The following is a 24132-nucleotide window of genomic DNA, read 5'->3' as shown; positions in this document are numbered from 1 at the left end:
GCGAGGAAGGCGACAGTATGACAGCTTTGGCTGCGGCCGACGAGGCTTAAAGCAGGCTAGCGCCTTGATTTGCATGGATATTTTATTTCACGTTGCTTTTACGACAATAAAGGAATCCGGCCATTTGCATCTGCGCTCAGCTTTTTCTGTTTTCAGCCGTTACAACTTATACGATTGCGTCGGATTTCGGCACGATGTTGTCAATGCGATCATTTTTTACGAATGATGTGATGAATGAAGGAGTTCACATGAGCATTAGTATTTTAAATAGCACGCAGAGGCCATCGGCTGTCCCTGTGACCAGTAGCCGCGATGCGGTGCAGCGCCCGGCGGAGAAGAATGATGCTGTCGGTACCGACAAGGTAACCCTCGGCGCGCAAGCGGCGGAAGACGGCACTTACGGTGATTTGCGCAATGCCGCAAGCGCGACCTCCTCACGCCCGGCAGATGTCGCCGCAATGCTGGAAGAGTCAAATCGCAAGGTAAAGGAAATCATCAACCTGATCCTGCCTTTGCTTGAGCAGCAAGGTTTGAACCTGGCCAAGGTGGTCAGTGGCGAGCAAAAGCTGACCACTGATGCCGCGACCATAGAAGAAGCGCAGGCGGCGATCGCGGAAGACGGCGAGTTCGGCATCAAGCAAGTGGCGGAACGCATACTCAATTTCGCGAAGACGGTGATCGGTGGCGATCCTTCCAAGCTGGAAGCGATACGTGCGGCGGTTGAAAAAGGTTTCAAGGAAGCGACTGAAATGCTGGGTGGCACCTTGCCGGAAATCAGCCAAAAAACGCACAAGGCCATCATGGCCGAATTTGATCGCTGGCAAAGTGAGGGCATACCCGACACCGTCAGCATCGCTACCAGTGAAAGCAATCCTCCGGCCAAAGCGGCTTGACGGATCCGGCACCGGTTTCCTGCGGGAGCCGGTGTTTTCTGCATCATTCCCGGAGCTTGCGAGCTAAAAGGCTTGCAGCGACTGTGCGGCAAGCTGACAATACACATCTTTTTCAGATTGCCCCGCCATGGTCGACTCTATCCGCCTTTCCAAACGCGTTGCCGAAGCGCTTGCCTGTTCGCGCAGCGTAGCCGAGCAATACATCGAAGGCGGCTGGGTCAGTGTGGATGGCAAGGTCATCGAAGAACCCGGTCACCGGGTTGATCCGCAACAGGCCATCGTCCTGTCGCCGGATGCCACGCTGCTCGCGGTGGATCCTGTCACTATCCTGTTGCACAAGCCGGCCGGCATGGATGCGGCTGCTGCGCTGCAATGCATTACACCGGAAAACCTGTATGCGGAAGATCGTTCCGGCATCCGTTTCCTGAAAAAACACACAGTCGACCTGAAGCCTACCGATAGCCTGGAAAGCCTGGCCAGCGGTTTGCTGGTATTCACGCAGGATTGGCATGTGGCACGCAAGCTGGTCGACGATGTCGCCGGCATAGAACAGGAGTACATCGCCGAAGTCAGCGGTACGCTGATTGCCGATGGCCTGGCTTTGCTCAACCATGGCTTGAGCATGAACCGCAAGCCTTTGGCGCCGGTCAAGGTCAGCTGGCAAAATGAAACGCGCCTGCGCTTCGCCGGTAAAGGCATACAACGTGGCCAGATCCCGTATATGTGTGAGCAAGTTGGCCTGACATTGGTCGGCCTCAAACGCATACGCATGGCGCGTATGCCGATGGCGGCTTTGCCGGTCGGGCAATGGCGCTACCTGAAGGGCTATGAACGGTTTTGAGCTGCGGGCGCATGGCATAGCCGGGCCTGGGACGCCGTTCTTTCCGGCCGCACTTCTTTAGTTTTCTTCCTGCCTGCCCCGAATCCGGGGCATTAAATATTCTTTGTATATTTGTACATATATGTTTTTCGCATAAGCATGCACTATTTTTGTGCTTGGCCATTAATATTGCACATTCACTGCCGTTAATGACATACGTGTGACATAGAATTTATCTGGATACATGTACTTGTTTTCAGAATGTCATGTTGTAGGTATCCCCGATATCCTTGTGTAGTCAGATTGCTGTCAGTCAGGAATGGCTATATGAACTTGTTGGTTTTGCCGATGTATAGCGTGCATCGATTTTTGGTCCGGAGGACGAAATAGACACAATGTTTTTATGCAAAACAAAAAATAGAATATTGAAGGAGATACGATGCGTTTCGCTAATATGAAAATAGGTGTACGGCTGGGTCTGGGTTTTGGATTGATTTTGTTGCTGGTGGCTGCCATGGGCGCAACCGGCATCATGCGCCTGGAAAATATCAATGACGCCAGCCGCAATCTGGTTGATCACTCGCTGAAAAAACAAAAGGCTGCAGAAGACTGGTTGCTGGCCACCAGCGTCAATGGCGTGCGTACCCTCGCTTTGGTCAAGAGCTCTGATCCTGAAACCCAGCAGTTCTTCCAAAAAGCGATCACCGCGCAAAGCAAACAAATTACCGATATCCAGAATGGCGTCGAAGCTTCGCTGGTTACTCCTGAAGAAAAGCAGCTATTTGCCGAAGTAGGCAAGAAGCGTGCAGTCTATGTCGACTTGCGTAAAGCGATCTTTGCCGTCAAGGACAAAGGCAACGAAGCAGAAGCCAAGCAAATGATCGACAGCAAAATGATCCCGGCGCTGGATGCTTATGTAGACAGCGTGCGTGACGTGCTGGCGCATTACCAGAACGAAGTGAAACAGGCCGATCAGTCGATCACCGCTGATTACGCGTCGGGTCGCATGACACTGATCATCGGTGCCGTCATTGCGTTGATCCTCGGTGCATTGATCGCGTGGCGCCTGACGGTCGGTATTACCCATCCATTGCAGGAAGCGCTGTCCATGGCTGAGTCGGTTGCTGAAGGCGACCTGACGGCACGCAGCACCATGGTGGTAGGCGATGATGAAGCAGGTCTCTTGCTGAAAGCCTTGCGTCGCATGCAGGACAGCCTGGCGAAAACCGTCACGCAAATCCGCATGGGCACCGATACGATAGCGACTGCTTCCAGTGAAATCGCCAGCGGCAACCTGGATTTGTCGTCGCGTACCGAACAACAAGCCAGTTCGCTGGAAGAAACCGCGTCATCGATGGAAGAGTTGACCTCGACCGTGAAGCAAAATGCCGACAATTCGCGCCAGGCCAATCAATTGGCAGTGGCTGCATCGGCAGTGGCAGTCAAGGGCGGCACCGTGGTGTCGGAAGTAGTGAATACCATGGGTTCGATCAATGATTCGGCGAAGAAAATCGTCGATATCATTGGTGTGATCGATGGCATCGCCTTCCAGACCAATATCCTTGCCTTGAATGCCGCGGTGGAAGCAGCACGTGCCGGTGAGCAGGGACGTGGCTTTGCGGTAGTGGCAACCGAGGTGCGCAACCTGGCACAACGTTCGGCGGCGGCGGCGAAGGAAATTAAGGCACTGATCGGTGACTCGGTAGAAAAAGTCGATGCCGGCAGCAAACTGGTGGCTGAAGCCGGTACCACGATGGATGAAATTGTCGACGGCGTGAAACGCGTGGCCGACATCATGGCTGAAATCACAGCGGCCAGCCAGGAGCAGAGCGACGGTATCGAGCAGGTCAACCAGGCGATCGGCCAGATGGATCAGGTCACGCAGCAAAATGCGGCGCTGGTGGAACAAGCTGCAGCAGCGGCTGAGTCCCTGCAGGACCAGGCGAAGAACCTGGCGCAGGCGGTCAGCGTATTCCAGATTGGCAGCGGCTATGCATCCAGCCAGCCGGCAGCTCCGCGTACGGTGCAATCGACGGCGGTACGTGCGCCGGCACCTATGGTTGCGGCCAGCCGGGCACCAGCACCGGAGATCAAAAAAGCCACACCAAGCAAAGCCACAGTGCAGGGCAATAACGATGACTGGGAAGAGTTTTAATTAATGCTCAGGGAATAAGAAGATAAGAAAAAGGCGGGACAGAAAATCTGTCCCGCCTTTTTTATTACCTGTATCGCTTGCTTGCACGATAAGGAGTTTTATCGTTGCGTTCCTTACTTGTGCAGGATCTCGCTGTGGAAGGCGATGTGGTCTTGCATGAAGGTCGAGATGAAATAGTAGTTGTGGTCGTAACCGCGGTGACGACGCAAGGTCAGCGGTTGTTCCGCCGCCCAGCATGCAGACTCAAAATGATGTGGCAACAACTCGGTATCCAGATACTGATCGTCCAGGCCCTGGTCTATCAGGATGCCTTGCGGGAACGGTGTCTTGCGTGCGCGCATCAACGCACTCGCATCGTGGTCCAGCCAGCTGTTCTGGTCCGAACCCAGATAGTTCGAGAACGCTTTTTCACCCCATGGACATTGGCTAGGCGCGGTAATCGGCGCGAAGGCGGAAACTGATTTATAGATATCCGGATTTTTCAGCGCCAGCGTCAATGCACCATGTCCACCCATCGAATGGCCGAATACACCGATGCGGTCGGCGAGGGCAGGGAAGTTATTGATGATGGTGTTACGCAATTCATGCACGACGTAGGAGTACATGCGGAAATGGTCGGACCACGGGGCTTGTGTCGCATCGATATAAAAACCTGCGCCATGACCGAAATCCCAGCTGTCGCTGGCACCCTTGATGCCGGTGCGGCGCGGGCTGGTATCCGGCGACACCAGCATGATGCCGTGCTCGGCGGCATAACGCTGCGCGCCACCCTTGATCATGAAGGTTTCTTCGGTACAGGTCAGGCCGGCCAGGTAAAACAGGACCGGTACTTTCTTATGCTTGGCCTGTGGCGGCTGGTACACCGAAAAAGTCATCGGCAAGCCGGTTTCTTTCGATTGCTGTTTATAAAATCCCTGTACGCCGTCAAAGCATACGTGTTGGCTAATCAGTTCCACCATCTTCCCCGTATTAGTAAATAACAACCGAGCGGATCGATTCACCGCTCTTCATCAAGTCAAAACCTTCGTTGATCCGTTCCAGCGGCAAGGTGTGCGTGATCAGATCATCGATATTCAGTTTGCCTTCCATATACCAGTCGACAATTTTCGGTACATCGGTACGGCCGCGTGCGCCGCCGAAGGCAGAGCCTTTCCATTCGCGGCCGGTCACCAGCTGGAACGGACGTGTGCTGATTTCCGCACCGGCTTCAGCCACACCGATGACGATCGATTGGCCCCAACCCTTGTGGCAGCATTCCAGTGCCTGGCGCATGGTGTGTACATTGCCTATGCATTCGAAGCTGTAGTCGGCACCGCCATCGGTCAGTTGCACGATGGCGTCGACCACGTTTTCGACTTTGCTCGGATTGATGAAATGCGTCATGCCGAATTTGCGCGCCATTGCTTCGCGTGCAGGATTCAGGTCGACCCCGATGATTTTATCGGCACCAACCATCTTCGCCGCCTGGATCACATTCAGGCCGATACCGCCGAGGCCGAATACGACGACATTCGCGCCGGCTTCGACTTTGGCCGTGAACAGTACTGCACCGACGCCGGTGGTGACACCGCAACCGATGTAGCAAACCTTGTCGAAAGGCGCATCTTCGCGGATCTTCGCCAGTGCGATTTCCGGTACCACGATGTAATTGGAAAAGGTCGACGTACCCATGTAATGGAACAGCGGCTTGCCATCGATCGAGAAACGGCTGGTCGCATCCGGCATCAGGCCGCGGCCTTGTGTCGAGCGGATTTTCTGGCACAGATTGGTTTTGCGCGACAGGCAGAATTTGCATTCGCGGCATTCCGGCGTGTACAGCGGGATGACGTGGTCGTCCTTTTTCAGGCTCTTCACGCCCGGGCCGACTTCGACCACGACGCCGGCACCTTCATGGCCGAGGATGGCCGGGAAGATACCTTCCGGATCGGCACCGGACAGTGTGTAGTAATCGGTATGGCAAATGCCGGTGGCTTTGATCTCAACCAGCACTTCGCCTTCACGTGGACCACCCAGTTCCACTTCTTCGATAGTCAGTGCTTGGCCTGCTTTCCAGGCGACGGCAGCTTTGGTTTTCATGGTGGGGTCTCACTCAATAATGGAGGTGAAATGATACGTCATCTGCGGACAGGCTGACGGCAGGGGCAATTTTTCATGCAACTGCGGGGAAAAACACCGGATCCAGCGGCGCTGGAATCCGGTTTCAGACGATGAGGCCTGGCTTACTTGACCGCTTCAATGGCGTCGTCCGGCAACACGACGTTGACGTCCAGCACTTCCAGGTTGCCCTGGCTGTTGAGCGAAATCTTGATATCGTCAGGATTGACCTTGACGTATTTCGAGATCACCGCGATCAGTTCCTGATGAAGGGCTGGCAGGAAGTCGGGACCGGCACGACCATTGCGTTCACGCGCGATGATGATCTGCAAGCGTTCCTTGGCTGCACTCGCAGTTTTCGGCTTGCTATTGAAGAGAAAAGACAAAAGCGCCATGATTACTTACCTCCAAAAATTCTCTGCAGAAAGCCAGGTTTTTCGTAGTCGGTAAATCGCAGCGGAACGTCTTCTCCGAGGAAACGCGAGACGACATCTTTATATGCTTCCGAAACTTCACTGCCTTCAATATGTATCGCCGGATTGCCTGCATTCGATGCGTGCAGGACGGATTCCGACTCAGGGATGATGCCTACCAGTGGAATGCGCAGGATTTCCTGCACGTCGGTGTAGGACAGCATTTCGCCGGCTTCCACACGCTTGGGTACATAGCGGGTGATCAGCAGGTGTTCCTTGACCGGTTCGCCACCATTCAGTGCGCGACGCGATTTGGCCTGGATGATGCCGAGGATACGATCCGAATCGCGGACTGACGACACTTCCGGATTGGTGACGATGATGGCTTCATCAGCAAAGGTCAGCGCCATCACGGCACCGTGTTCGATACCGGCCGGCGAGTCGCAGATGATGAACTCAAAGTCCATCGCAGCCAGGTCTTGCAGCACGCGTTCGACGCCGTCTTCGCTCAATGCATCCTTGTCGCGGGTTTGCGACGCAGGCAGCACGAACAGGTTGTCGCAGTGCTTGTCCTTGATCAGTGCCTGGTTCAGCGTTGCTTCTTTGTTGACGACATTGATCAGGTCGTACACCACGCGGCGTTCACAGCCCATGATCAAATCGAGGTTACGCAGGCCGACGTCAAAATCGATGACGACTGTTTTATGTCCGCGCATGGCCAAACCAGATGCAAAGCTTGCGCTCGAGGTCGTTTTGCCGACGCCGCCTTTACCTGACGTTACAACGATGATTTTTGCCAAAGGAAACCCCTTTCGTTATTTATTAGAACTTCTAAAGTTATGCCGCTGCCTTGATGGGCAGCATGTCGATACGATCGCCAACCAGGCGGACTTGCGTTGCCTGTTGTGCGCGATCCTGTGGAAAGCCGTTTTCAAAAGTGCGATACATGCCGGCGATGGAAACCAGTTCGGCTTCCATGCTTAAGGTGAAAATGCGTGCTTCGGTATTGCCGCTGGCACCGGCCAGTGCGCGGCCGCGCAGTGGCGCGTAAATGTGGATGCTGCCGTCGGCAATGACTTCGGCGCCATTGTTGACTGCGGCGGTAATGATCAGGTCGGCACCACGCGCATAAATGCGCTGGCCGGCACGTACCGGGGTATCGATGATCATGGTATTTGCTGCGAACTGGGTGGCGACCGGGGCTGCTACCTGCACGGCTACCGGTTCCGGAGTTGGTTCAACTGCGACCGGTGCCAGTTCGATCTCCGCCTGTTGTGGCGTATTTGCCGTGCTGGGAGCGCGTTCCTTGATCGAGCCGTCCAGGCTCAGGCCGTGCGCCAATACTTCGGCGGCCATTTCCGGCGTTGCATTCCGCACTGCCACTGCATTCAGGCGATAGGATTTGAGCAGGGTGGTGATCGCGGCCCAGTCTATGACTTGTCCGGCCGGTTCCAGCGAACCGACATCGATAACAGCGAATTCATCGTCGAAAAAATCAGCGTTGCCGCCGGTCATTTCCTGCATGGCGGCGTCGAGCACGGCCAGGTTGGCATCACGCAGGATGGCAGAGACGGCGACGACGGTGGAAATTTTAATTTCGATCGGCTTGCGGGATGGGCTTTTGGACATGGAGACGATAAATGTTGATGCTGTGTGCTAAAAAATTTCGTAATCAATTTCTGGCAGGTAATGCTTGCAGAATCAGTTCCGCATGCAGTCTCACCGGCCAGGCGATAAGTGAGCGCTATTATAACCGCTACCGCGAGTGTTTCCGCGGTGTTTGGCTGGATAAGACACCATTTTTAAGCGCTTTCCCGCAAGCATTCGCCGGATACGGCCGCGCCGTGCGCTTATCGTTTTTGCCGGGCCGGTTCGGGCGGCATTTTTATACAATTTTGTGTACGGCAGAGCATGGGGTCGCGTGTAGAATAGCCCCTTTTTTTGCCGGGGCAAGCCATGTGGTTCAAGAATCTTCAGATATATCGTCTTCCTGCGCCGTGGGCCGTTTCAGCTGAACAATTGGCGGCAGACCTCGCGCCGCATGCTTTCCAGCCATGCTCCAGCCTGGAAATGCAAAGCCAGGGTTGGGTCTCGCCGCGTGAAAACGGCGAACTGGTTTATTCGTTGAACAAACAAATGCTGCTCTTGCTCGGGACCGAGAAGAAGTTGCTGCCTACTACCGTGATCAACCAGGTCACCAAAATCAAGGCCGCCGAGATCGAAGAGCAGCAAGGCTTCAAGCCGGGCCGCAAGCAAATGAAGGAAATCAAGGAAGAGGTCACCGATGACCTGTTGCCGCGTGCCTTCAGCGTCTGGCGCCAGACCTGGGTCTGGATCGATCCGGTCAATGGCTGGATGGTGGTGGATGCCGGCAGCCCGGCCAAAGCCGATGAAGTGATCAAATTGCTGGTCAAATCGGTCGACAAATTGCCGCTAGAAACCCTGCACGTCGCGCAATCGCCGGTCACCGCGATGACCGAATGGCTGGTTGCCGATACTGCGCCGCACGGTTTTACCGTGGACCAGGATACCGAATTGCGCGCTACCGGTGAAGGCAAGGCGACCGTACGTTATGTGCGCCACACGCTGGAAGTGGACGATGTCCGCCGTCATATCGCGTCCGGCAAGCAATGCACCCGTCTCGCCATGACCTGGGCCGACAAGATTTCCTTCGTGTTGACCGAGTCGCTGACCATCAAGCGGGTAACACCGCTGGACGTGATCAAGGAAAACGCGGATTCCACCGCGCAAAACGACGAAGAGCGTTTCGATTCCGACATCATGCTGATGACGGGCGAACTGAGCCGCATGCTGGCGGACCTGGTGGCTGCGCTGGGTGGCGAAGTCGAGAAAAAATGATGCCCTGGGGCAGGCGCATTGCCTGTCACCAGCGCCTTAAGGCATGATATCGTCGTATTACCCCGGTCAGCTTGCAAGCTCGTCTGACCGGGACTATCCTTCTTTGGTATTTACACCGTTTAATTTTTCTAGATTACTGCCATGGAAATTCAAGTCGGGGATATTGGTCACATTATCCAGTTATCGGTAGCACCGGTGTTCCTGCTCACCGGTGTTGGCACCAATCTCATGGTTTTGACTAACCGTCTGGGCCGGATTACCGACAGGTCGCGTGTATTGGAAGACAAATTACGCACGATCGATCCGATACATCATGCGGATCTGAATGCCGAACTGGTGACGCTGTATCCGCGTGCGCATCTGATCAATCGAGCGATTGTGTTGAGTACCGCATGTGCGCTGATGGTGAGCCTGGTCATTATTTCACTGTTCCTGGGTGATGCATTGAGCGTAGAGTTATCCAAGTTCATCGCGGTGTTTTTCATCATGGCGATGCTGTGCCTGGTTTCCAGCTTTGTGATGCTCTTGCGGGAAATCCTGTCCGCGACCAATTCACTGTATGAGCGAAGGATAGAGCCGATCGCACGGCCATGACTTCGTAACTGCATAATAAAAAAGCCCGCGATGTGCGGGCTTTTTTTATGTCTGGATTGCATCAATAGGTTGGTGGCACATAACCTTGTGCGGCATCGGCGCCATCGCCGAAGAAGTGTTTTTCCATTTGTGTCGCCAGGTATTTGCGTGCGCGCACATCGGCCAGGTTCAGGCGGTTTTCATTGACCAGCATGGTCTGGTGCTTGAGCCAGGCAGCCCATGCTTCCTTCGATACGGTTTCGTAAATGCGTTTGCCCAACTCGCCCGGATATGGCGGGAAGTCCAGGCCTTCCGCTTCCTTGTCGAGTTTGATGCAGTGAATCATGCGTGTCATGGTGCTGTCCTTTTCTATTGCCACGTCGCGTTGCCGGGTAGGTCACGCGGGTGAAGCTGGTGTTGACGAGTGTTGAATTCAGGCACCGTCGCGGGTTAAGCGCCGGTGAAAATCAGGGAAAGAGGCGTCATTATAGGTTTTTCGTGAAAACCAGTGATTTCCGCTGCCAGTTATACATTTGTTGCCGGTTCTTCGGCAGGCTGTCGACCGTGGCCGGGACAAAGCCGCGCTTGAGGAACCAGTGCGCGGTACGCGTCGTCAGCACGAACAGTTTTTTCAAACCGGCGGCACGCGCACGGTTTTCCATATGCTTGAGCAAACGTTCGCCGTCGCCTTGCGTCTGCACTTCCGGATTGACGATCAGGCAAGCCATTTCGGCCATTTTTTCCGCCGGGAAAGGGTAGAGCGCAGCACAGGCGAAAATTACACCGTCATGCTCGATGACGGAGAAGTAATCGATTTCGCGTTCTATCAGTTCGCGACCGCGCTTGACCAGCGTGCCGTCCGCTTCATACGGTTCTATTAATTTGAGGATGCCGCCGACATCTTCAATAGTGGCGTCGCGCAGGCTTTCCAGGTTCTCGAAGGAAACCATGGTGCCGACGCCATCATGTGTAAACAATTCCAGCAAGGCCGAGCCGTCGGTGGCAAACGGCACGATGTGTGCACGCGGTACGCCGCCGTTACAGGCTTGCATCGCATGCTGCAGGTAGAAGGCAGCATCGGCCGGCACGCAATCGTGCTGCAGCACGGCGTCCACCTGGTGCGATGACAATTCATGGATATCGGCACCTGCCATATCCTTGATCATTGGCGTTTCGGTAATGAAAATCAGCTTGTCGGCGCGCAGGGCGACGGCTGCATTGACCGCGACGTCTTCCATCGTCAGGTTGAAGATTTCACCGGTAGGCGAGAAGCCGAGCGGCGACAGCAGTACCAGTCCGCCTGCATTCAGGATCGGATGGATCGCTTCATACGCGATCTTGCGCGTAACGCCTGTCAATTCGAGGTCTACGCCGTCTATGATGCCGACCGGACGTGCGGTGACGAAATTGCCGGAAATAATGCGGATGGCGGCATGCGCCATAGGCGTATTCGGCAGGCCCTGGCTGAAAGCGGCTTCGATATCGAGGCGCAATTCGCCGGCGGCTTCCTTCGCGCATTCCAGCGCAGCGGTATCGGTAATGCGTACGCCGTCATGGAAACGGGCTTCCACATGGCGCAGGGCCAGTTGTTCTTCGACTTGCGGGCGCGAGCCGTGCACGATGACGACGCGGATGCCGAGTGCATGCAGCAGCGACAGATCCTGTGCCAGCACCGGCAGCGCGCCGGCCTTGACCAGTTCGCCCGGAAAAGCGACTACAAAGGTCTTGCCGCGAAAGGCGTGGATGTACGGCGCGACCGAACGCAGCCACTGGACGAATTGTTCTTGGTTTTCCATGAGACGCATTATAACCACGGCAACCCGGATCGATTGTGTGATCTGACGACGAAATGCGACACTGCTCTGTATAATTCTGCCCTACATGTCAGCTCCAGAATCCAATCAAAGGCCGGGTAATGCATCCCGGCGCCCGGCGCGTAACGCGCAGGCCCCATCCGCTCCGCCGGTACGCAATCCTTTACCGGCGATCAGCTTCCCAGAAGAGCTGCCGGTTTCCGGCAAGCGCGACGATATCGCGCGCGCGATCCAGGCGAACCAGGTGATTATCGTCAGTGGTGAAACCGGCTCCGGTAAAACCACGCAATTGCCGAAGATTTGCCTCGAACTAGGGCGCGGCCTGAACGGCCTGATCGGTCATACGCAACCGCGCCGTATCGCCGCATCATCGACCGCCAAACGCATTGCGCAGGAGATCGGTTCGCCGCTGGGTGAACACGTCGGCTTCAAGGTACGCTTCAACGACACCCTGACCAAGGGCGCGTGGATCAAGCTGATGACCGACGGTATCCTGCTGGCCGAGACGCAAACTGATCCACTGCTGCGCCAGTACGACACTATCATCATCGATGAGGCGCATGAACGCAGCCTGAATATCGACTTCCTGCTCGGCTACCTGAAGCAGTTACTGCCCAAGCGTCCGGACCTGAAAGTCATCATTACGTCGGCCACCATCGATGCGGATCGTTTCGCGCGGCACTTCGGCAGCAACGGCAAACTGGCACCGGTGATAGAAGTATCCGGCCGTTTGTATCCGGTTGAAGTGCGGTATCGCCCGGTTGAAGCTTTCGACAAGAATGCCGACAGTAATCCGAACGCCACTTCGGATGCGGCCGCCGCCCGTCGTTCCGCACTGGCGGCCAAGGAACGCGGCCAGCGTGACTTGATGGATGCGGTGGTCGATGCAGTCGATGAATTGGCGCGCATCGGTTCTGGTGACGTGCTGGTATTCCTGCCAGGCGAGCGCGAAATTCGCGACGCGGCGGAAGCCTTGCGCAAGCATCATCCGCCGCATGTTGAAATCCTGCCGCTGTTTGCGCGCCTCTCGGTGCAGGAGCAGGAGCGGGTATTCAAGATTTCGAATGCGCGCCGTATCGTGCTGGCGACCAACGTCGCGGAAACTTCGCTGACCGTACCGGGCATCCGCTATGTGGTCGATGCCGGGCTGGCGCGCGTGAAGCGCTACAGCTACCGCAATAAAGTCGAACAACTGCAGATAGAACCGATCGCACAATCGGCGGCGAACCAGCGCGCCGGTCGTTGCGGCCGTGTCGCGGCCGGTGTCTGTATCCGCCTGTACGACGAACAGGATTATTTGTTGCGGCCGAAATTTACCGAACCGGAAATCCTGCGTTCTTCGCTGGCGTCTGTCATCCTGCGCATGAAGTCCTTGCACCTGACCGATGTCGAAACTTTCCCTTTCATCGAGCCACCGCTGGGCCGTGCGATTGCCGACGGTTATCAGTTGCTGCAGGAACTGGGTGCGGTCGATGATGAAAACAGGCTGACCAAACTTGGCCGTGAACTCGCCAAGCTGCCGCTGGATCCGCGCGTAGGGCGCATGATCCTGGCGGCCAAGGACAATGTCTGCCTGACTGAAGTGCTCATCATCGCTGCGGCTTTGTCGGTGCAGGATCCGCGGGATCGCCCGATGGAAGCGCAGGGCGCAGCCGACAATGCGCACAAAAAATTCGCCGATGAAAAATCGGAATTCACCAGCTATCTGAAAATCTGGAAATGGTTTGAAGACGCGATCGCGCACAAGAAGTCGAATCGCTTGCTGCAGGAAGAATGTCGTGCCAATTTCCTGTCGCAACTACGTTTGCGCGAATGGCGCGATGTACATTCGCAGTTGCTGACCATTGTGCGTGAGCAGGGCTGGCGCCTGAACGAGGCGCCGGCGACTTACGAACAATTGCATACGGCCTTGCTGACCGGTTTGCTCGGCAATATCGGCTTCAAGGCAGAAGATGAGCCGCATTACCTTGGTGCCCGAGGTATCAAATTCCATATCTGGCCGGGTTCCAGCCTGATCAAGAAAGCCGGCAAATGGGTGATGGCGGCCGAGCTGGTCGATACCACGCGCCTGTATGCACGTTGCATCGCACAGATACAGCCGGAATGGCTGGAACGTGTGGCCGGTCATTTGTTGAAGAAATCCTATGGCGAACCACGCTGGGAAAAACGCACGGCACAGGTGTCCGCTTATGAGCGCGCAACCCTGTATGGCCTGGTGGTGTATAGCCAGCGTCGTATCCAGTATGGCTTGATCAATCCGGCCGATGCACGTGAGATATTCATACGCGATGCATTGGTCGGTGGTGACTTTGAAACGCGCGCACCTTTCTTTGCGCATAACCACAAGCTGGTGCGCGAAATCGAAAACCTCGAACACAAATCGCGTCGCCTCGATGTATTGGTCGATGATGATTTGATTGCCGCTTTCTACGACAAGCTGATTCCTGCCGATATCCACAACGGCATCAGCTTCGAGAAATGGCATAAGGATGCGACGGCGAAAGAACCCAAGCTGCTTTACCTGAACCGCGATGATTTGATGCGGCATGAAGCGGCGGGTGTGACGACCGAGTTATTCCCGAAGGTGATGAATGTGGCCGGCGTCGATATGGCTTTGTCCTATCACTTTGAACCCGGTACCCCGCGCGACGGCGTCACTTTGGCCGTGCCCTTGTATGCCTTGAACCAGGTCTCGGCGGACAGGTGCGAATGGCTGGTGCCCGGCATGTTGAAGGAAAAGGTACATTTGCTGCTGAAGTCCTTGCCGCAAAAGCTGCGTCGCCATTGCGTGCCCTTGCCGGATTATGCCGCAGGCTTCTGTGATCGCGTGCAGGATGCGCACGCCTTTGGCAAAGGCAGTTTGCTGGATGCGGTCATCGCTGATGTGCGCGAGAAAACCGGTATCGCCACCAAGACCACCGACTACAAACTGGAAACCTTGTCCGCGCATCAATTCATGAATTTCAAAGTGATTGATGAGCATGGTCGCCAGCTGGAAATGGGACGCAACCTCGCTTCCTTGCGCAACGAGTTTGGCGGGCAGGCGCGCGAGAGCTTCCAGCGCATTGCGGAAAAAACGGCTGCACCGATGGCGCAGGCGGCACAAGTGCAAGTGCCTGGTAAAGCGGCTACACCTGCAACGAACAACAAGGCCACATCATCAACGGCGGCGGCAACCGGCATACATCAAAACCTGACGAGCTGGACCTTTGGCGAATTGCCGGAGTTGCTGGAAATCCAGCAGGGCAAGCAAACGTTGATCGGCTTCCCGGCCCTGGTCGACAAGGGTGCGTATTGCGACCTGGAAGTGTTTGACGATCCGAATGAAGCGGCGCGTGTGCACCGGATCGGGTTGCGCCGCTTGCTGGCCTTGCAGTTGAAAGAACAGCTGAAGTACCTGGAAAAGAATATTCCCGGTTTGCAGCAAATGGGCATGCAATTCATGGCGCTGGGTTCGCAGGAAGAATTGCGTGAGCAGATCATCCATGCCGGACTGGAACGCGCCTGCCTGCAAGAGCCTTTGCCGAAAACCGCAGAGCAGTTCAATGCGCGCAAGGATGAAGGCAAATCAAGGCTGGGCTTGCTGGTGAATGAGATTGCCCGCCTGGTGGGCCTGGTGCTGACCGAGTACCATGCCTTGCCGAAGAAGCTGCAAACGGTGAAAGCACATACGCAGGCTGTGAACGATATGCAGGCGCAGTTGCAGGGCCTGGTGGGTAAACGTTTTATCGCGGACAACGATTACACCAACCTCACGCATTTCCCGCGCTACCTGAAAGCCATCAATGTACGTATCGATAAATTGCGTGCCGATCCGGCGCGGGATGCACGGGCGATGGCCGAATGGCAGCAGGCGGCCGCGCCGTGGCAACGGGCGTTGAAGGAACGCCATGGCGATCCGAAGATGACCGAGTTCCGCTGGTTGCTGGAAGAGTTGCGGGTGTCCCTGTTTGCGCAGGAATTGCGTACACCGATGCCGGTGTCAGTCAAACGTTTGCAAAAAGTGTGGGAGTCGATGCAGCGCTAGGATGCTTGTGTCGAATGGATATCAGTAAAGGAAGAATGGAAATGAAATATTTGTTGTCTGCAGCCTTGGGCGCTGCGCTATTGGCTGGTTGCGCCACGCATCATGGACAAATTGTGCAGCAAGCGCAGTTTAAGGTAGATGGTGGCAAGACCATCAGTTTGCCTATGGTGCGCGGCGGTGCCTTGCCGGCGGAAAATGAAGATTACAAGATAGAGGTTGCCGGCTATATCGCCAGCCTGAAACCGGGTGATGCCGGGCAGTCCGAAATACGGCAGAGTTTTTCTTTCTTCGTTAAAAAGAGTCCGACACTGGAATCCGTACGCATAGAACAAGTAGATCCTGCCGACGGTCGTTTGCAACTGGTGTTGCAGGACGACGCGCCTGTCCTGAAAAGCCAGAGCTGGATAGGCAAGACCAACCCGGTCGCAGCGACCAGGGAAGCGTCGCCATGGTTGTATAGCAGTGGCAATTCAACTTTCCTGTTCAAGTTCACGATCAAGGCGAAAGACAGCCCGGCGGTCGTGCTGTATCAGCCATCATTCTTTAATAAAGCAACCAAGGATGCGTATATGCGCGCCTTGCGCGTACCGGCTTCCTCATAGGCGCGGTCAGCCATATCTGTCATGCGCATGACATTCCTTTGCCTGTTGCTCGTTACGAGTACCTTTGTGCCTTTATGGGCACAGGCAAAGTTGCCGGCTGATGTTGCGCGCTTTGTCGAAAAACGCGATGGTTGCGATCATTTCCGCGGCGAGGAAGCGTATGACGAAGAGCGGCGGCAATTCCTGCTCAAGAATATGAATAAGCTATGCAGAGGCACGGATGCCAGGCTGTTACAGTTGAAAAAGAAATATGCCGGACGCCCGGCTGTCATCGGCAAGCTCAATGATTATGAAGAGCAGATAGAGGCAGGCAGCAGCAAACCTTAGGGAGGCAATATGCGTACACTCAGTTTCTTGATTGCGGGTTTCCTGATCCTGGCCGCCATGCTCTTGCTGGCGCGGCTGTTCTCGGCGCATTATCCGGCCGCTACCAGTGGGGCGGTAGGCTTGTTTGTTGCGCTATGGCTGGCCATATCGGCCTTCAATATGTGGGTCGGCATCAGCCAGGCTGGTTATTCCTTCGGCGAAGAATTGCCGATTTTCCTGTTGATATTCGGTGTTCCAGCCGCAATCGCGATATTTCTCAGGTTTAAGCTGCCCTAAGCGCGTGGCCTGAAGCCGAATGCCGGCTGATTTCGCGTAAAATTGCGGAAATTCCTTACAACACTCACTTAAATCGAAGAATATGACCATCAAATCCGATAAATGGATACGCCGCATGGCAGAGCAAACCGGCATGATCGAACCGTTCGAGCCGGGTCAGGTGCGTCAGTCCAACGGCCAGAAGATCGTCTCTTACGGCACTTCATCCTACGGTTACGATATACGCTGCGCTGACGAATTCAAGATTTTCACGAATATCAACAGCACCATCGTCGATCCCAAGAATTTCGATGAAAATTCTTTCGTCGATATCAAGAGCGATGTCTGCATCATCCCGCCGAATTCGTTCGCGCTGGCACGCACCATTGAATACTTCCGCATCCCGCGTAATGTATTGACGATCTGCCTCGGCAAATCGACATATGCGCGTTGCGGCATTATCGTCAACGTAACGCCGTTCGAGCCTGAATGGGAAGGTTACGTGACGCTGGAGTTTTCCAACACCACACCATTGCCGGCCAAGATTTATGCGGGTGAAGGTTGTGCCCAGGTGCTGTTCTTTGAAAGCGATGAAGTATGCGAAACATCATACAAGGATCGCGGCGGCAAATATCAAGGTCAACACGGTGTGACCCTGCCTAAAACCTGATGCGTCTTTCCGGATTTGCCATGAAAAAGTTTGCGTGTCTGCTCGCGCCGGCTTTGCTGTGCTTTGCTCCTGCGCTGCTGCATGCGCAAGCGCTGGTGCCGGCCGGTAAAATGTTTTCCAATGCTTTCCTTGATGTACGCGCGCCGCTTAGCGGTGACTGGATGATAGTCAAGTCGTCGCAGGCGGAGCTCGCCTTTGCCCGCAGCGGTGCTGCGGTGAATGAAAGCTTTGTCGCCCAGGTCAACCTGTTTGCCTTGCCTGATTTAAAAGACCGCGCGGAATTTGAAGCGCTGGTGAAACAGGGCGTGCTGGCGGATACACCGACCGAGCGCTACAAGCCGGTCTCCGCCGATTATGAATATACCGAACAGCGTGGTTATCCGTGCATCAGGTATGTTGGCGTCACCGAAGACCTGAAGGCGAAGAGCAGCACTTCAGCAACTGAAACCGTGCAACTGGTGCTGCAATTTAATTCCCTGTATTGCCAGCATCCTACGGTACCCGGCGTCGGCTTCATGATCAGCATGTCGCATCGCGGTGACGCAGTGGCAGAGGACCTCGCCAAGGATGCGGAAACATTTATTGCGGGTGTACAAGTAGCTAAGCATACAGCCAAGCCTGTTGTGCAGACGGAAGCGCAACCAGAGGTAAAGCGGCAAGCGCCAGCTGAAAGTCAGCCCGCTACGCAACCGGAAGAAGTAGACACAGAAGTGCGCGGCTAGCAGTATCAACGCTGCGCCTATCTCCATGAGCAGGTTTTAAGTACTTCAGAGAAGGTATAACTCTCGCCATGATGTCCTATAGATATTTCCTTATCGTGAGCTTGTCCCTTGCGCTCACAGGCTGCGCGTCCAGTTACAACCTTGCTGCGGGAGAGCGCGCCCCGTGGGGAGGTGGTGTGGCTACTCGTATGGTCAAGCCCGGTTTGTACTACGTCAAAGTGCAGACAAATGCGGGGCCGCTGCCAAACTATGCTTCTGCACAATCCATGTGGAATGAACAGGCTGCCCTGGTGTGCAAGGGCGTGGGACATAGCGAAACCATGATCGACTCCTATGATTATGATTTCGTCCCGGCTTTCATGGGTTTGATCCCATACAAAATAGTTTCGAGAAGTGGTTATTGCATTTGCGCCGACAACAAACTCTCAGAACAGGAGTTGAGCGCTTTGTATGATCGCAGCTTTGAAGAGTAGCTTTCTTTAACGCTGCGCCAGTTTCCTCGCTTCGATAATCATTCTCTCCGCCGCACCCGATTGCGGCTCATCACGATACGCCAGATGCAGCGGCGCCCGCAGGTCGGGTGCCTGCTCCAGCTTCAGGTAAACCACTTCCTTCAGTTGTACATGCCGCATCGAGGCCGGGACGATGGACACGCCGAGTCCGGCGGCGACCAGGCTCAGCGTCGATAAATTCTTCCTTGCTTCCTGTACTACCTGCGGGCTGAAACCGGCGGCACGACAGGCTGCGATCACGCTGTCATAGAGACCGGGACCGCTGGGACGGCGGTTCAGGATGAAGTCGTCTTCGGCCAGGGCCGTCAGTGGCAGGCTTTTGCGACGCTGCGCCAGCCGGTGCGTGATCGGCAGTGCGACTATCATTTCTTCCACCAGCATGGTTTCCATCTTCAAACCGGCAGCACTGCCTATCGGTGAACGTATGAAAGCTACGTCGAGCCGGTTGTGACGCAAGTCTTCGACCAGTTCGTTGGTATTGCTTTCTTCGACTGCCATGATGACGCCCGGCGACTTTTGCCGGAATGCGCGTATCACCGCCGGTATGAAAGGGTGCAGTGCGGCGGACTCGGTGAAGCCGACTGCGAGGCGGCCGCTTTCGCCCAGCGAAATACGGCGCACGCCTTCTATGGTCGTATTGACCTGCTCCAGTATCAGGCGTGCATCTATCAACAATGCCTGTCCGCTCTCGGTCAATTCCATACCGCGCGGCATACGACGGAACAGGGTTACGCCCAGTTCTTTTTCCAGTGCGCGGATTTGCTGGCTCAGCGGCGGTTGCTGTATGCCTATGCGTTGCGCGGCCTTGGTCAGGTGGCCTTCTTCCGCGACGATGACGAAGTAGCGCAGCAGGCGCAGGTCTATGGATGACATATATTTTAAGTATGCTTAGTGACGATTCCATATATTAGACTGAATGACGCTACACGCGTAAGCTTTCGCATATCGATAGCTATGACGGAAGCAAGAAGATGGACAGCAGTACACAAATAGCAGAAACGCCGGAGGGTGCGGTGGCAGTACAGGCTCCCGGCTTGCGCCAACTGTTCTTTGGTTTCCTGGGGCTGGGCATGATGGCCTTCGGCGGCGCCTTGCCGCTGGCGCACCGGATGCTGGTTGAAGACAAACGCTGGCTGGATGAAACCGAGTTCACGGAATTGCTGGGACTGTGCCAGTTCCTGCCCGGCGGCAATATGATTAATTTGTCGGTCGCAGTCGGCATGCGTTTTCGCGGCGTGAAGGGCGCCTTCGTTTCCATCATGGGTTTGGTCGCGATGCCATCGGTGGTGCTGATCATGTTGGGCATGTTGTATGAACGCTTCCAGAACGATGCGCAGGTCGCGCATGTATTTGCCGGACTGGCTGCGGCTGCAGCCGGTTTGCTGGTGTCGATGGCGATCAAGATCGCGCTGCCCTTGCGCAAGAAGTATTTGATGGCGCTGGTAGCGCTGATTTGTTTTATCGCAATTGCCTTGCTGCGCTGGCCTTTGCTATGGGTGATGCTGGTGATGACGCCGCTGAGCATTTGGGTAACTGCAAGGAGTAAAAAATGACGCAGACCCTGATCGCCTTATTCCTGATTTTTTCACAGCTGTCGTTGCTGGCCTTTGGCGGCGGCAATGCCATCCTGCCGGAGATGCAGCGCCAGGTGGTCGAAGTGCATCAATGGATGACTGCGAAGGAATTCAGCGCCTTGTTTGCCTTGAGCCAGGCGGCACCGGGGCCAAACATGATGATAGTGAACCTGGTTGGCTGGCAAGTGGCGGGCTGGGCTGGCATGCTGGTGACTGCGATTGCGAAGTTCGGTCCTTCATCGCTGCTGACCATCATGTCGCTGCATGCATGGGAACGCTTCAAGGATAAACCGTGGCGTGCCTATATACAGTCAGGCATGGTGCCGGTGACGGCCGGTATCGTTGCCGCCAGCGCCGCGGTAATTGCACATGCGTCGGATACCAACTGGCTGCTGACAGCGATCACCGTTTTTAGCGCGCTGCTCGCATGGAAAACGCGGATACATCCGCTATGGCTGCTGCTGGTAGGCAGCCTGGTGGCTTTGCTCGGGAATGGCCTGGTTTGACCGCTTAGCGGGTTTTGGCGAGTTTTTGTTTTAGTGCCTGTATCGCATCTTTGCTCGCATCCATGCCTGCAATCGAGGTAAGCAGTTGCAAGTTTTTCTTGCGCAAACGATAGGCATCCACCGTTACGTAGTTCCCACTGCCGACATAGCGTGTCGTGACGATAATCTCTTGTGCGCCATCGCGATCAAGGTCGGCAAACTTCAGGCTTTCTATCGTGCCATTACGCTGGCGTACGGCGCCGGTGACGAATTCATCGTAAGGATAGGCCGGGTCATTCTTTGCATAGATGCGTAGTGTGTAACTGCCTATGCTGCGTGGTTCGTAGTCGCCTTCGGCTACCACTACCATGCCTTTGCTTTGCGGGTGCAGGGCGGATTTGATCACGCGGCCGTTATTGTCGGCAGCCGTGGCAGCGGCGGAGAAGGCGAGCGTGATGCAGAAGAGGGCGAGTTTATTCATGAGGTTTGTATCTTTGACAGCCGTAAACGACTCGGTGAGGGCCAGTATTAGTCCGGTGCATTCCACGCCGGATTCCAGACGACTTCCCACAGGTGTTGGTCGGGATCCTTGAAGTAGCCGGCATAGCCGCCCCAGAAGGTCTCGTGCGCGGCCTTGATGATTTGTGCACCGGCTTGTTCGGCCTGCAGCATGACGGCATCGACTTCGGTTTTCGATGACACGTTGTGCCCGAGGCTGAATTCGCTGGAGCTGGCCGGCGCGAGCGGGACGCCGCTATCGTGTACCAGGCTGGCACGCGGCCACAAGGCCAGCTTCAGTCCCGCCTGTAAATCGAAGAAAGCGACTGCACCGTGTTCGAATTCCTTGCCGATGATGCCTTCGGTCTGCAATCCCAACCCGTCGCGATAGAAATGCAGCGCTCGTTCCAGGTCATCGACGCCGAGGGTGATGACGCTGATACGAGGCTTCATTTCATGTTCCCTCAATCAAGGCAGTGTTACTGACGTACGCAATCGACGAAGTAACCGCGTTTACCGTCGACTTCACGTGTCACCAGGCCGTGGACATCGGTTTCGAAGCCTGGGAATTTCTCGTTGAAGTCACGTGCAAAGCGCAGGTAATCGACGATAGTCTTGTTGAAGCGTTCGCCCGGGATCAGCAAAGGGATGCCCGGTGGATACGGCGTCAACAGGATGGATGTCACGCGACCTTCCAGCTCATCGATAGGCACGCGGTCGATTTCGCGATGCGCCATTTTTGCAAATGCGTCGGATGGTTTCATCGCCGGTTGCATGTCGGACAGGTACATCTCTGTCGTCAGGCGTGCCACGTCATAGGCTTTGTAGAAGTCATGGATCTGCTGGCACAGGTCGCGCAGGCCGATGCGTTCATAGCGTGGATTCGCCGCGGCGAATTCCGGCAGGATGCGCCACATAGGCTGGTTCTTGTCGTAGTCATCCTTGAACTGCTGCAGCGCAGTCAGCAAGGTATTCCAGCGGCCCTTGGTAATGCCGATGGTGAACATGATGAAGAAGGAGTAGAGGCCGCATTTTTCAATGATGACGCCGTGCTCAGCCAGGTATTTGGTAACGATGGAAGCCGGGATGCCGGACTCGCCGAACTTGCCTTCCAGCGACAGGCCCGGGGTGACGATGGTGGCCTTGATCGGGTCCAGCATATTGAAGCCCGGAGCCAGGTTGCCGAAGCCGTGCCAGTCGTCTTCCGCGCGTATCATCCAATCTTCGCGCGAGCCGATACCGTCGGCCGAGAAGTTGTCCGGTCCCCACACCTGGAACCACCAATCCTGGCCCCATTCCTGGTCGATCTTTTTCATGGCGCGACGGAAGTCCAGCGCTTCGAGGATGCTTTCTTCGACCAGCGCGGTACCGCCCGGCGCTTCCATCATCGCCGCTGCGACGTCGCAGGAAGCGATGATCGAGTATTGCGGCGAAGTCGAAGTGTGCATCAGGTAGGCTTCATTGAAGGCATCCTGGTCCAGCTTCACGCTTTGTGATTCGCGCACCAGGATTTGCGAGGCCTGCGACAGGCCGGCCAGCAATTTGTGCGTCGACTGCGTCGAGAAAATCATCGATTCCTTGGCGCGTGGACGATCCTTGCCGATCGCGTGCATGTCTTTGTAGAAATCGTGGAAGGTCGCGTGTGGCAACCATGCTTCATCAAAGTGCAGGGTGTCGATCTCGCCGTCCAGCATGTCCTTCAGTGTTTCGACGTTGTAGATCACGCCGTCGTAAGTCGATTGCGTGATCGTCAGGATGCGTGGCTTCTTGTTGACGGCTTCGCGTGCAAACGGATTCGCTTCGATTTTCTTACGGATGTTTTCCATCGAGAACTCGGACAGCGGAATCGGGCCGATGATGCCGAGGTGATTGCGGGTCGGCATCAGGAAGACCGGGATCGCACCGCACATGATGATCGAGTGCAGGATGGATTTGTGGCAGTTGCGGTCGACCACGACGATATCGCCGGGGGCGACGGTCGAGTGCCACACCATTTTGTTCGAAGTCGAAGTACCGTTGGTGACGAAGTAGCAGTGATCGGCATTGAAGATACGCGCCGCATTGCGTTCGGAAGCGGCAACCGGACCGGTATGGTCGAGCAACTGGCCGAGTTCTTCCACCGCGTTGCAGACGTCGGCGCGCAACATGTTTTCACCAAAGAATTGGTGGAACATTTGGCCGATAGGTGATTTCAGGAAAGCCACGCCGCCGGAGTGACCCGGACAGTGCCATGAATAGGAACCGTCCTGCGCGTAATGCACCAGTGCGCGGAAGAAGGGTGGCGACAGGCCATCCATATACGACTTCGCTTCACGGATGATATGGCGGGCGACGAATTCCGGCGTGTCTTCAAACATATGGATGAAGCCGTGCAATTCGCGCAGGATATCGTTAGGGATATCACGCGAAGTGCGGGTTTCGCCATACAGGTAAATCGGGATGTCGGCGTTCTTGTGGCGGATTTCTTCGACGAAGGCACGCAGCGATTTCAGTGCGTAATCGGTTTCTTCAAACGAGCCGGCACCGAACTCTTCATCGTCGATGGACAGGATGAACGCGGAAGCGCGCGATTGCTGTTGCGCGAATTGCGACAGGTCGCCGTAGCTGGTCGCCCCCAGCACTTCCATGCCTTCTTTTTCGATCGCTTCGGCCAGCGCGCGGATACCGAGCCCGGACGTGTTCTCGGAACGGAAATCTTCATCGATGATGACGATGGGGAAGCGAAATTTCATGAGGTCTCCAACAAGACGAAAAGTGCGGCGCACCAGCTAATCTGGTACGTCAGATAAAGAATGCGAATTTTCGCAGATATGTGTGCGATTTGGGGAGAAAAAAGCCG

At 55.5% G+C, this 24132-nt stretch carries 25 protein-coding genes; 14 read left to right on the top strand and 11 right to left on the bottom strand.

The features are described 5' to 3' along the window. The first annotated feature begins 248 nt into the window (after positions 1-248). The 3 genes from ACFQPC_RS08240 (at position 249) to ACFQPC_RS08230 (ending at position 3868) form a co-directional block, all read left to right on the top strand. Positions 249-893 carry a hypothetical protein gene (locus tag ACFQPC_RS08240; RefSeq protein WP_382271400.1) on the top strand — a complete coding sequence of 215 codons (645 nt, stop codon included), beginning with the start codon at positions 249-251 and terminating at the stop codon, positions 891-893. A gap of 127 nt (positions 894-1020) precedes the next feature. Beyond that, entirely contained in the window at positions 1021-1734 is a 714-nt protein-coding gene (locus ACFQPC_RS08235; RefSeq protein ID WP_382271399.1) for an rRNA pseudouridine synthase, read from the top strand. A gap of 418 nt (positions 1735-2152) precedes the next feature. Beyond that, entirely contained in the window at positions 2153-3868 is a 1716-nt protein-coding gene (locus tag ACFQPC_RS08230; protein WP_382271398.1) for a methyl-accepting chemotaxis protein, read from the top strand. A 113-nt stretch (positions 3869-3981) separates the two neighbouring features. Here ACFQPC_RS08230 and fghA read toward each other — a convergent pair whose 3' ends face one another. From fghA to minC, 5 genes are all read right to left on the bottom strand, one after another. Beyond that, positions 3982-4827, bottom strand: coding sequence for an S-formylglutathione hydrolase (gene fghA / locus ACFQPC_RS08225; protein ID WP_382271397.1), 846 nt, complete (start codon positions 4825-4827; stop codon positions 3982-3984). A gap of 10 nt (positions 4828-4837) precedes the next feature. After that, positions 4838-5944 (bottom strand): S-(hydroxymethyl)glutathione dehydrogenase/class III alcohol dehydrogenase, encoded by a 1107-nt coding sequence (locus tag ACFQPC_RS08220; RefSeq protein ID WP_012079029.1) that lies wholly within the window; start codon positions 5942-5944, stop codon positions 4838-4840. A 143-nt stretch (positions 5945-6087) separates the two neighbouring features. Further along, positions 6088-6357, bottom strand: coding sequence for a cell division topological specificity factor MinE (minE, locus tag ACFQPC_RS08215; RefSeq protein ID WP_012079030.1), 270 nt, complete (start codon positions 6355-6357; stop codon positions 6088-6090). A gap of 2 nt (positions 6358-6359) precedes the next feature. Continuing rightward, the gene (minD, locus tag ACFQPC_RS08210) at positions 6360-7175 is read right to left on the bottom strand and encodes a septum site-determining protein MinD (protein WP_012079031.1); all 816 of its coding nucleotides are present in this window, start codon (positions 7173-7175) and stop codon (positions 6360-6362) included. Between the two features lie 37 nt (positions 7176-7212). Next, entirely contained in the window at positions 7213-8004 is a 792-nt protein-coding gene (gene minC / locus ACFQPC_RS08205; protein ID WP_382271396.1) for a septum site-determining protein MinC, read from the bottom strand. A gap of 327 nt (positions 8005-8331) precedes the next feature. Here minC and ACFQPC_RS08200 point away from each other — a divergent pair, with 327 nt between their 5' ends. Beyond that, positions 8332-9234, top strand: a complete 903-nt coding sequence (locus tag ACFQPC_RS08200; protein ID WP_382271395.1) for a recombination-associated protein RdgC — start codon at positions 8332-8334, stop codon at positions 9232-9234. A gap of 141 nt (positions 9235-9375) precedes the next feature. Continuing rightward, positions 9376-9828, top strand: a complete 453-nt coding sequence (locus ACFQPC_RS08195; RefSeq protein WP_382271394.1) for a DUF2721 domain-containing protein — start codon at positions 9376-9378, stop codon at positions 9826-9828. 61 nt (positions 9829-9889) lie between these two features. On the opposite strand, the gene ACFQPC_RS08190 is transcribed toward ACFQPC_RS08195, so the two are convergent. Continuing rightward, positions 9890-10162 carry an oxidative damage protection protein gene (locus ACFQPC_RS08190; RefSeq protein ID WP_012079035.1) on the bottom strand — a complete coding sequence of 91 codons (273 nt, stop codon included), beginning with the start codon at positions 10160-10162 and terminating at the stop codon, positions 9890-9892. 130 nt (positions 10163-10292) lie between these two features. Beyond that, positions 10293-11603, bottom strand: coding sequence for an amino-acid N-acetyltransferase (argA, locus tag ACFQPC_RS08185; RefSeq protein WP_012079036.1), 1311 nt, complete (start codon positions 11601-11603; stop codon positions 10293-10295). A gap of 85 nt (positions 11604-11688) precedes the next feature. Between argA and hrpA the strand changes: the two genes are divergently transcribed. From hrpA to ACFQPC_RS08150, 7 genes are all read left to right on the top strand, one after another. Further along, positions 11689-15648: an ATP-dependent RNA helicase HrpA gene (gene hrpA, locus ACFQPC_RS08180; protein WP_382271393.1), complete on the top strand. Its 3960-nt coding sequence runs from the start codon at positions 11689-11691 to the stop codon at positions 15646-15648. Between the two features lie 41 nt (positions 15649-15689). Further along, positions 15690-16250, top strand: a complete 561-nt coding sequence (locus ACFQPC_RS08175) for a hypothetical protein (protein WP_382271392.1) — start codon at positions 15690-15692, stop codon at positions 16248-16250. A gap of 21 nt (positions 16251-16271) precedes the next feature. After that, the gene (locus ACFQPC_RS08170) at positions 16272-16577 is read left to right on the top strand and encodes a hypothetical protein (protein WP_382271391.1); all 306 of its coding nucleotides are present in this window, start codon (positions 16272-16274) and stop codon (positions 16575-16577) included. A 9-nt stretch (positions 16578-16586) separates the two neighbouring features. Beyond that, positions 16587-16853 carry a hypothetical protein gene (locus ACFQPC_RS08165; protein ID WP_012079040.1) on the top strand — a complete coding sequence of 89 codons (267 nt, stop codon included), beginning with the start codon at positions 16587-16589 and terminating at the stop codon, positions 16851-16853. Between the two features lie 82 nt (positions 16854-16935). After that, positions 16936-17502, top strand: a complete 567-nt coding sequence (gene dcd / locus ACFQPC_RS08160) for a dCTP deaminase (protein WP_012079041.1) — start codon at positions 16936-16938, stop codon at positions 17500-17502. A gap of 20 nt (positions 17503-17522) precedes the next feature. Further along, positions 17523-18224, top strand: coding sequence for a hypothetical protein (locus ACFQPC_RS08155; protein ID WP_382271390.1), 702 nt, complete (start codon positions 17523-17525; stop codon positions 18222-18224). A 176-nt stretch (positions 18225-18400) separates the two neighbouring features. Beyond that, positions 18401-18697, top strand: coding sequence for a hypothetical protein (locus ACFQPC_RS08150; protein WP_382271389.1), 297 nt, complete (start codon positions 18401-18403; stop codon positions 18695-18697). A gap of 6 nt (positions 18698-18703) precedes the next feature. On the opposite strand, the gene ACFQPC_RS08145 is transcribed toward ACFQPC_RS08150, so the two are convergent. After that, a complete protein-coding gene (locus ACFQPC_RS08145) occupies positions 18704-19609 on the bottom strand; it encodes a LysR family transcriptional regulator (protein ID WP_382271388.1) in 906 nt (301 codons plus the stop codon). A gap of 98 nt (positions 19610-19707) precedes the next feature. Between ACFQPC_RS08145 and ACFQPC_RS08140 the strand changes: the two genes are divergently transcribed. Next, positions 19708-20289: a chromate transporter gene (locus tag ACFQPC_RS08140; RefSeq protein ID WP_382271387.1), complete on the top strand. Its 582-nt coding sequence runs from the start codon at positions 19708-19710 to the stop codon at positions 20287-20289. Beyond that, positions 20286-20816 carry a chromate transporter gene (locus ACFQPC_RS08135; protein ID WP_382271386.1) on the top strand — a complete coding sequence of 177 codons (531 nt, stop codon included), beginning with the start codon at positions 20286-20288 and terminating at the stop codon, positions 20814-20816. The genes ACFQPC_RS08140 and ACFQPC_RS08135 overlap by 4 nt, the downstream gene beginning before the upstream one ends. A 4-nt stretch (positions 20817-20820) precedes the next feature. Here the strand turns inward: ACFQPC_RS08135 and ACFQPC_RS08130 are convergent, their stop codons facing one another. From ACFQPC_RS08130 to ACFQPC_RS08120, 3 genes are read right to left on the bottom strand one after another with little or no spacing between them, the layout of a single operon-like run. Beyond that, on the bottom strand, positions 20821-21276 hold the full coding sequence (locus ACFQPC_RS08130) for a PliI family lysozyme inhibitor of I-type lysozyme (protein WP_382271385.1): 456 nt from the start codon (positions 21274-21276) through the stop codon (positions 20821-20823). Between the two features lie 47 nt (positions 21277-21323). Further along, positions 21324-21746 (bottom strand): VOC family protein, encoded by a 423-nt coding sequence (locus ACFQPC_RS08125; RefSeq protein WP_382271384.1) that lies wholly within the window; start codon positions 21744-21746, stop codon positions 21324-21326. A gap of 26 nt (positions 21747-21772) precedes the next feature. After that, complete coding sequence (locus ACFQPC_RS08120) at positions 21773-24025, bottom strand: arginine/lysine/ornithine decarboxylase (RefSeq protein WP_012079048.1); 2253 nt, start codon at positions 24023-24025, stop codon at positions 21773-21775. Positions 24026-24132: the final 107 nt, after the last annotated feature.

The organism is Herminiimonas glaciei (assembly GCF_042664955.1).
Taxonomy (GTDB): Bacteria; Pseudomonadota; Gammaproteobacteria; order Burkholderiales; family Burkholderiaceae_D; genus Oxalicibacterium; species Oxalicibacterium glaciei.
The sequence above is the reverse complement of the archived record's forward strand: the minus strand, read 5'-3'. Positions and strand labels throughout refer to the sequence as shown.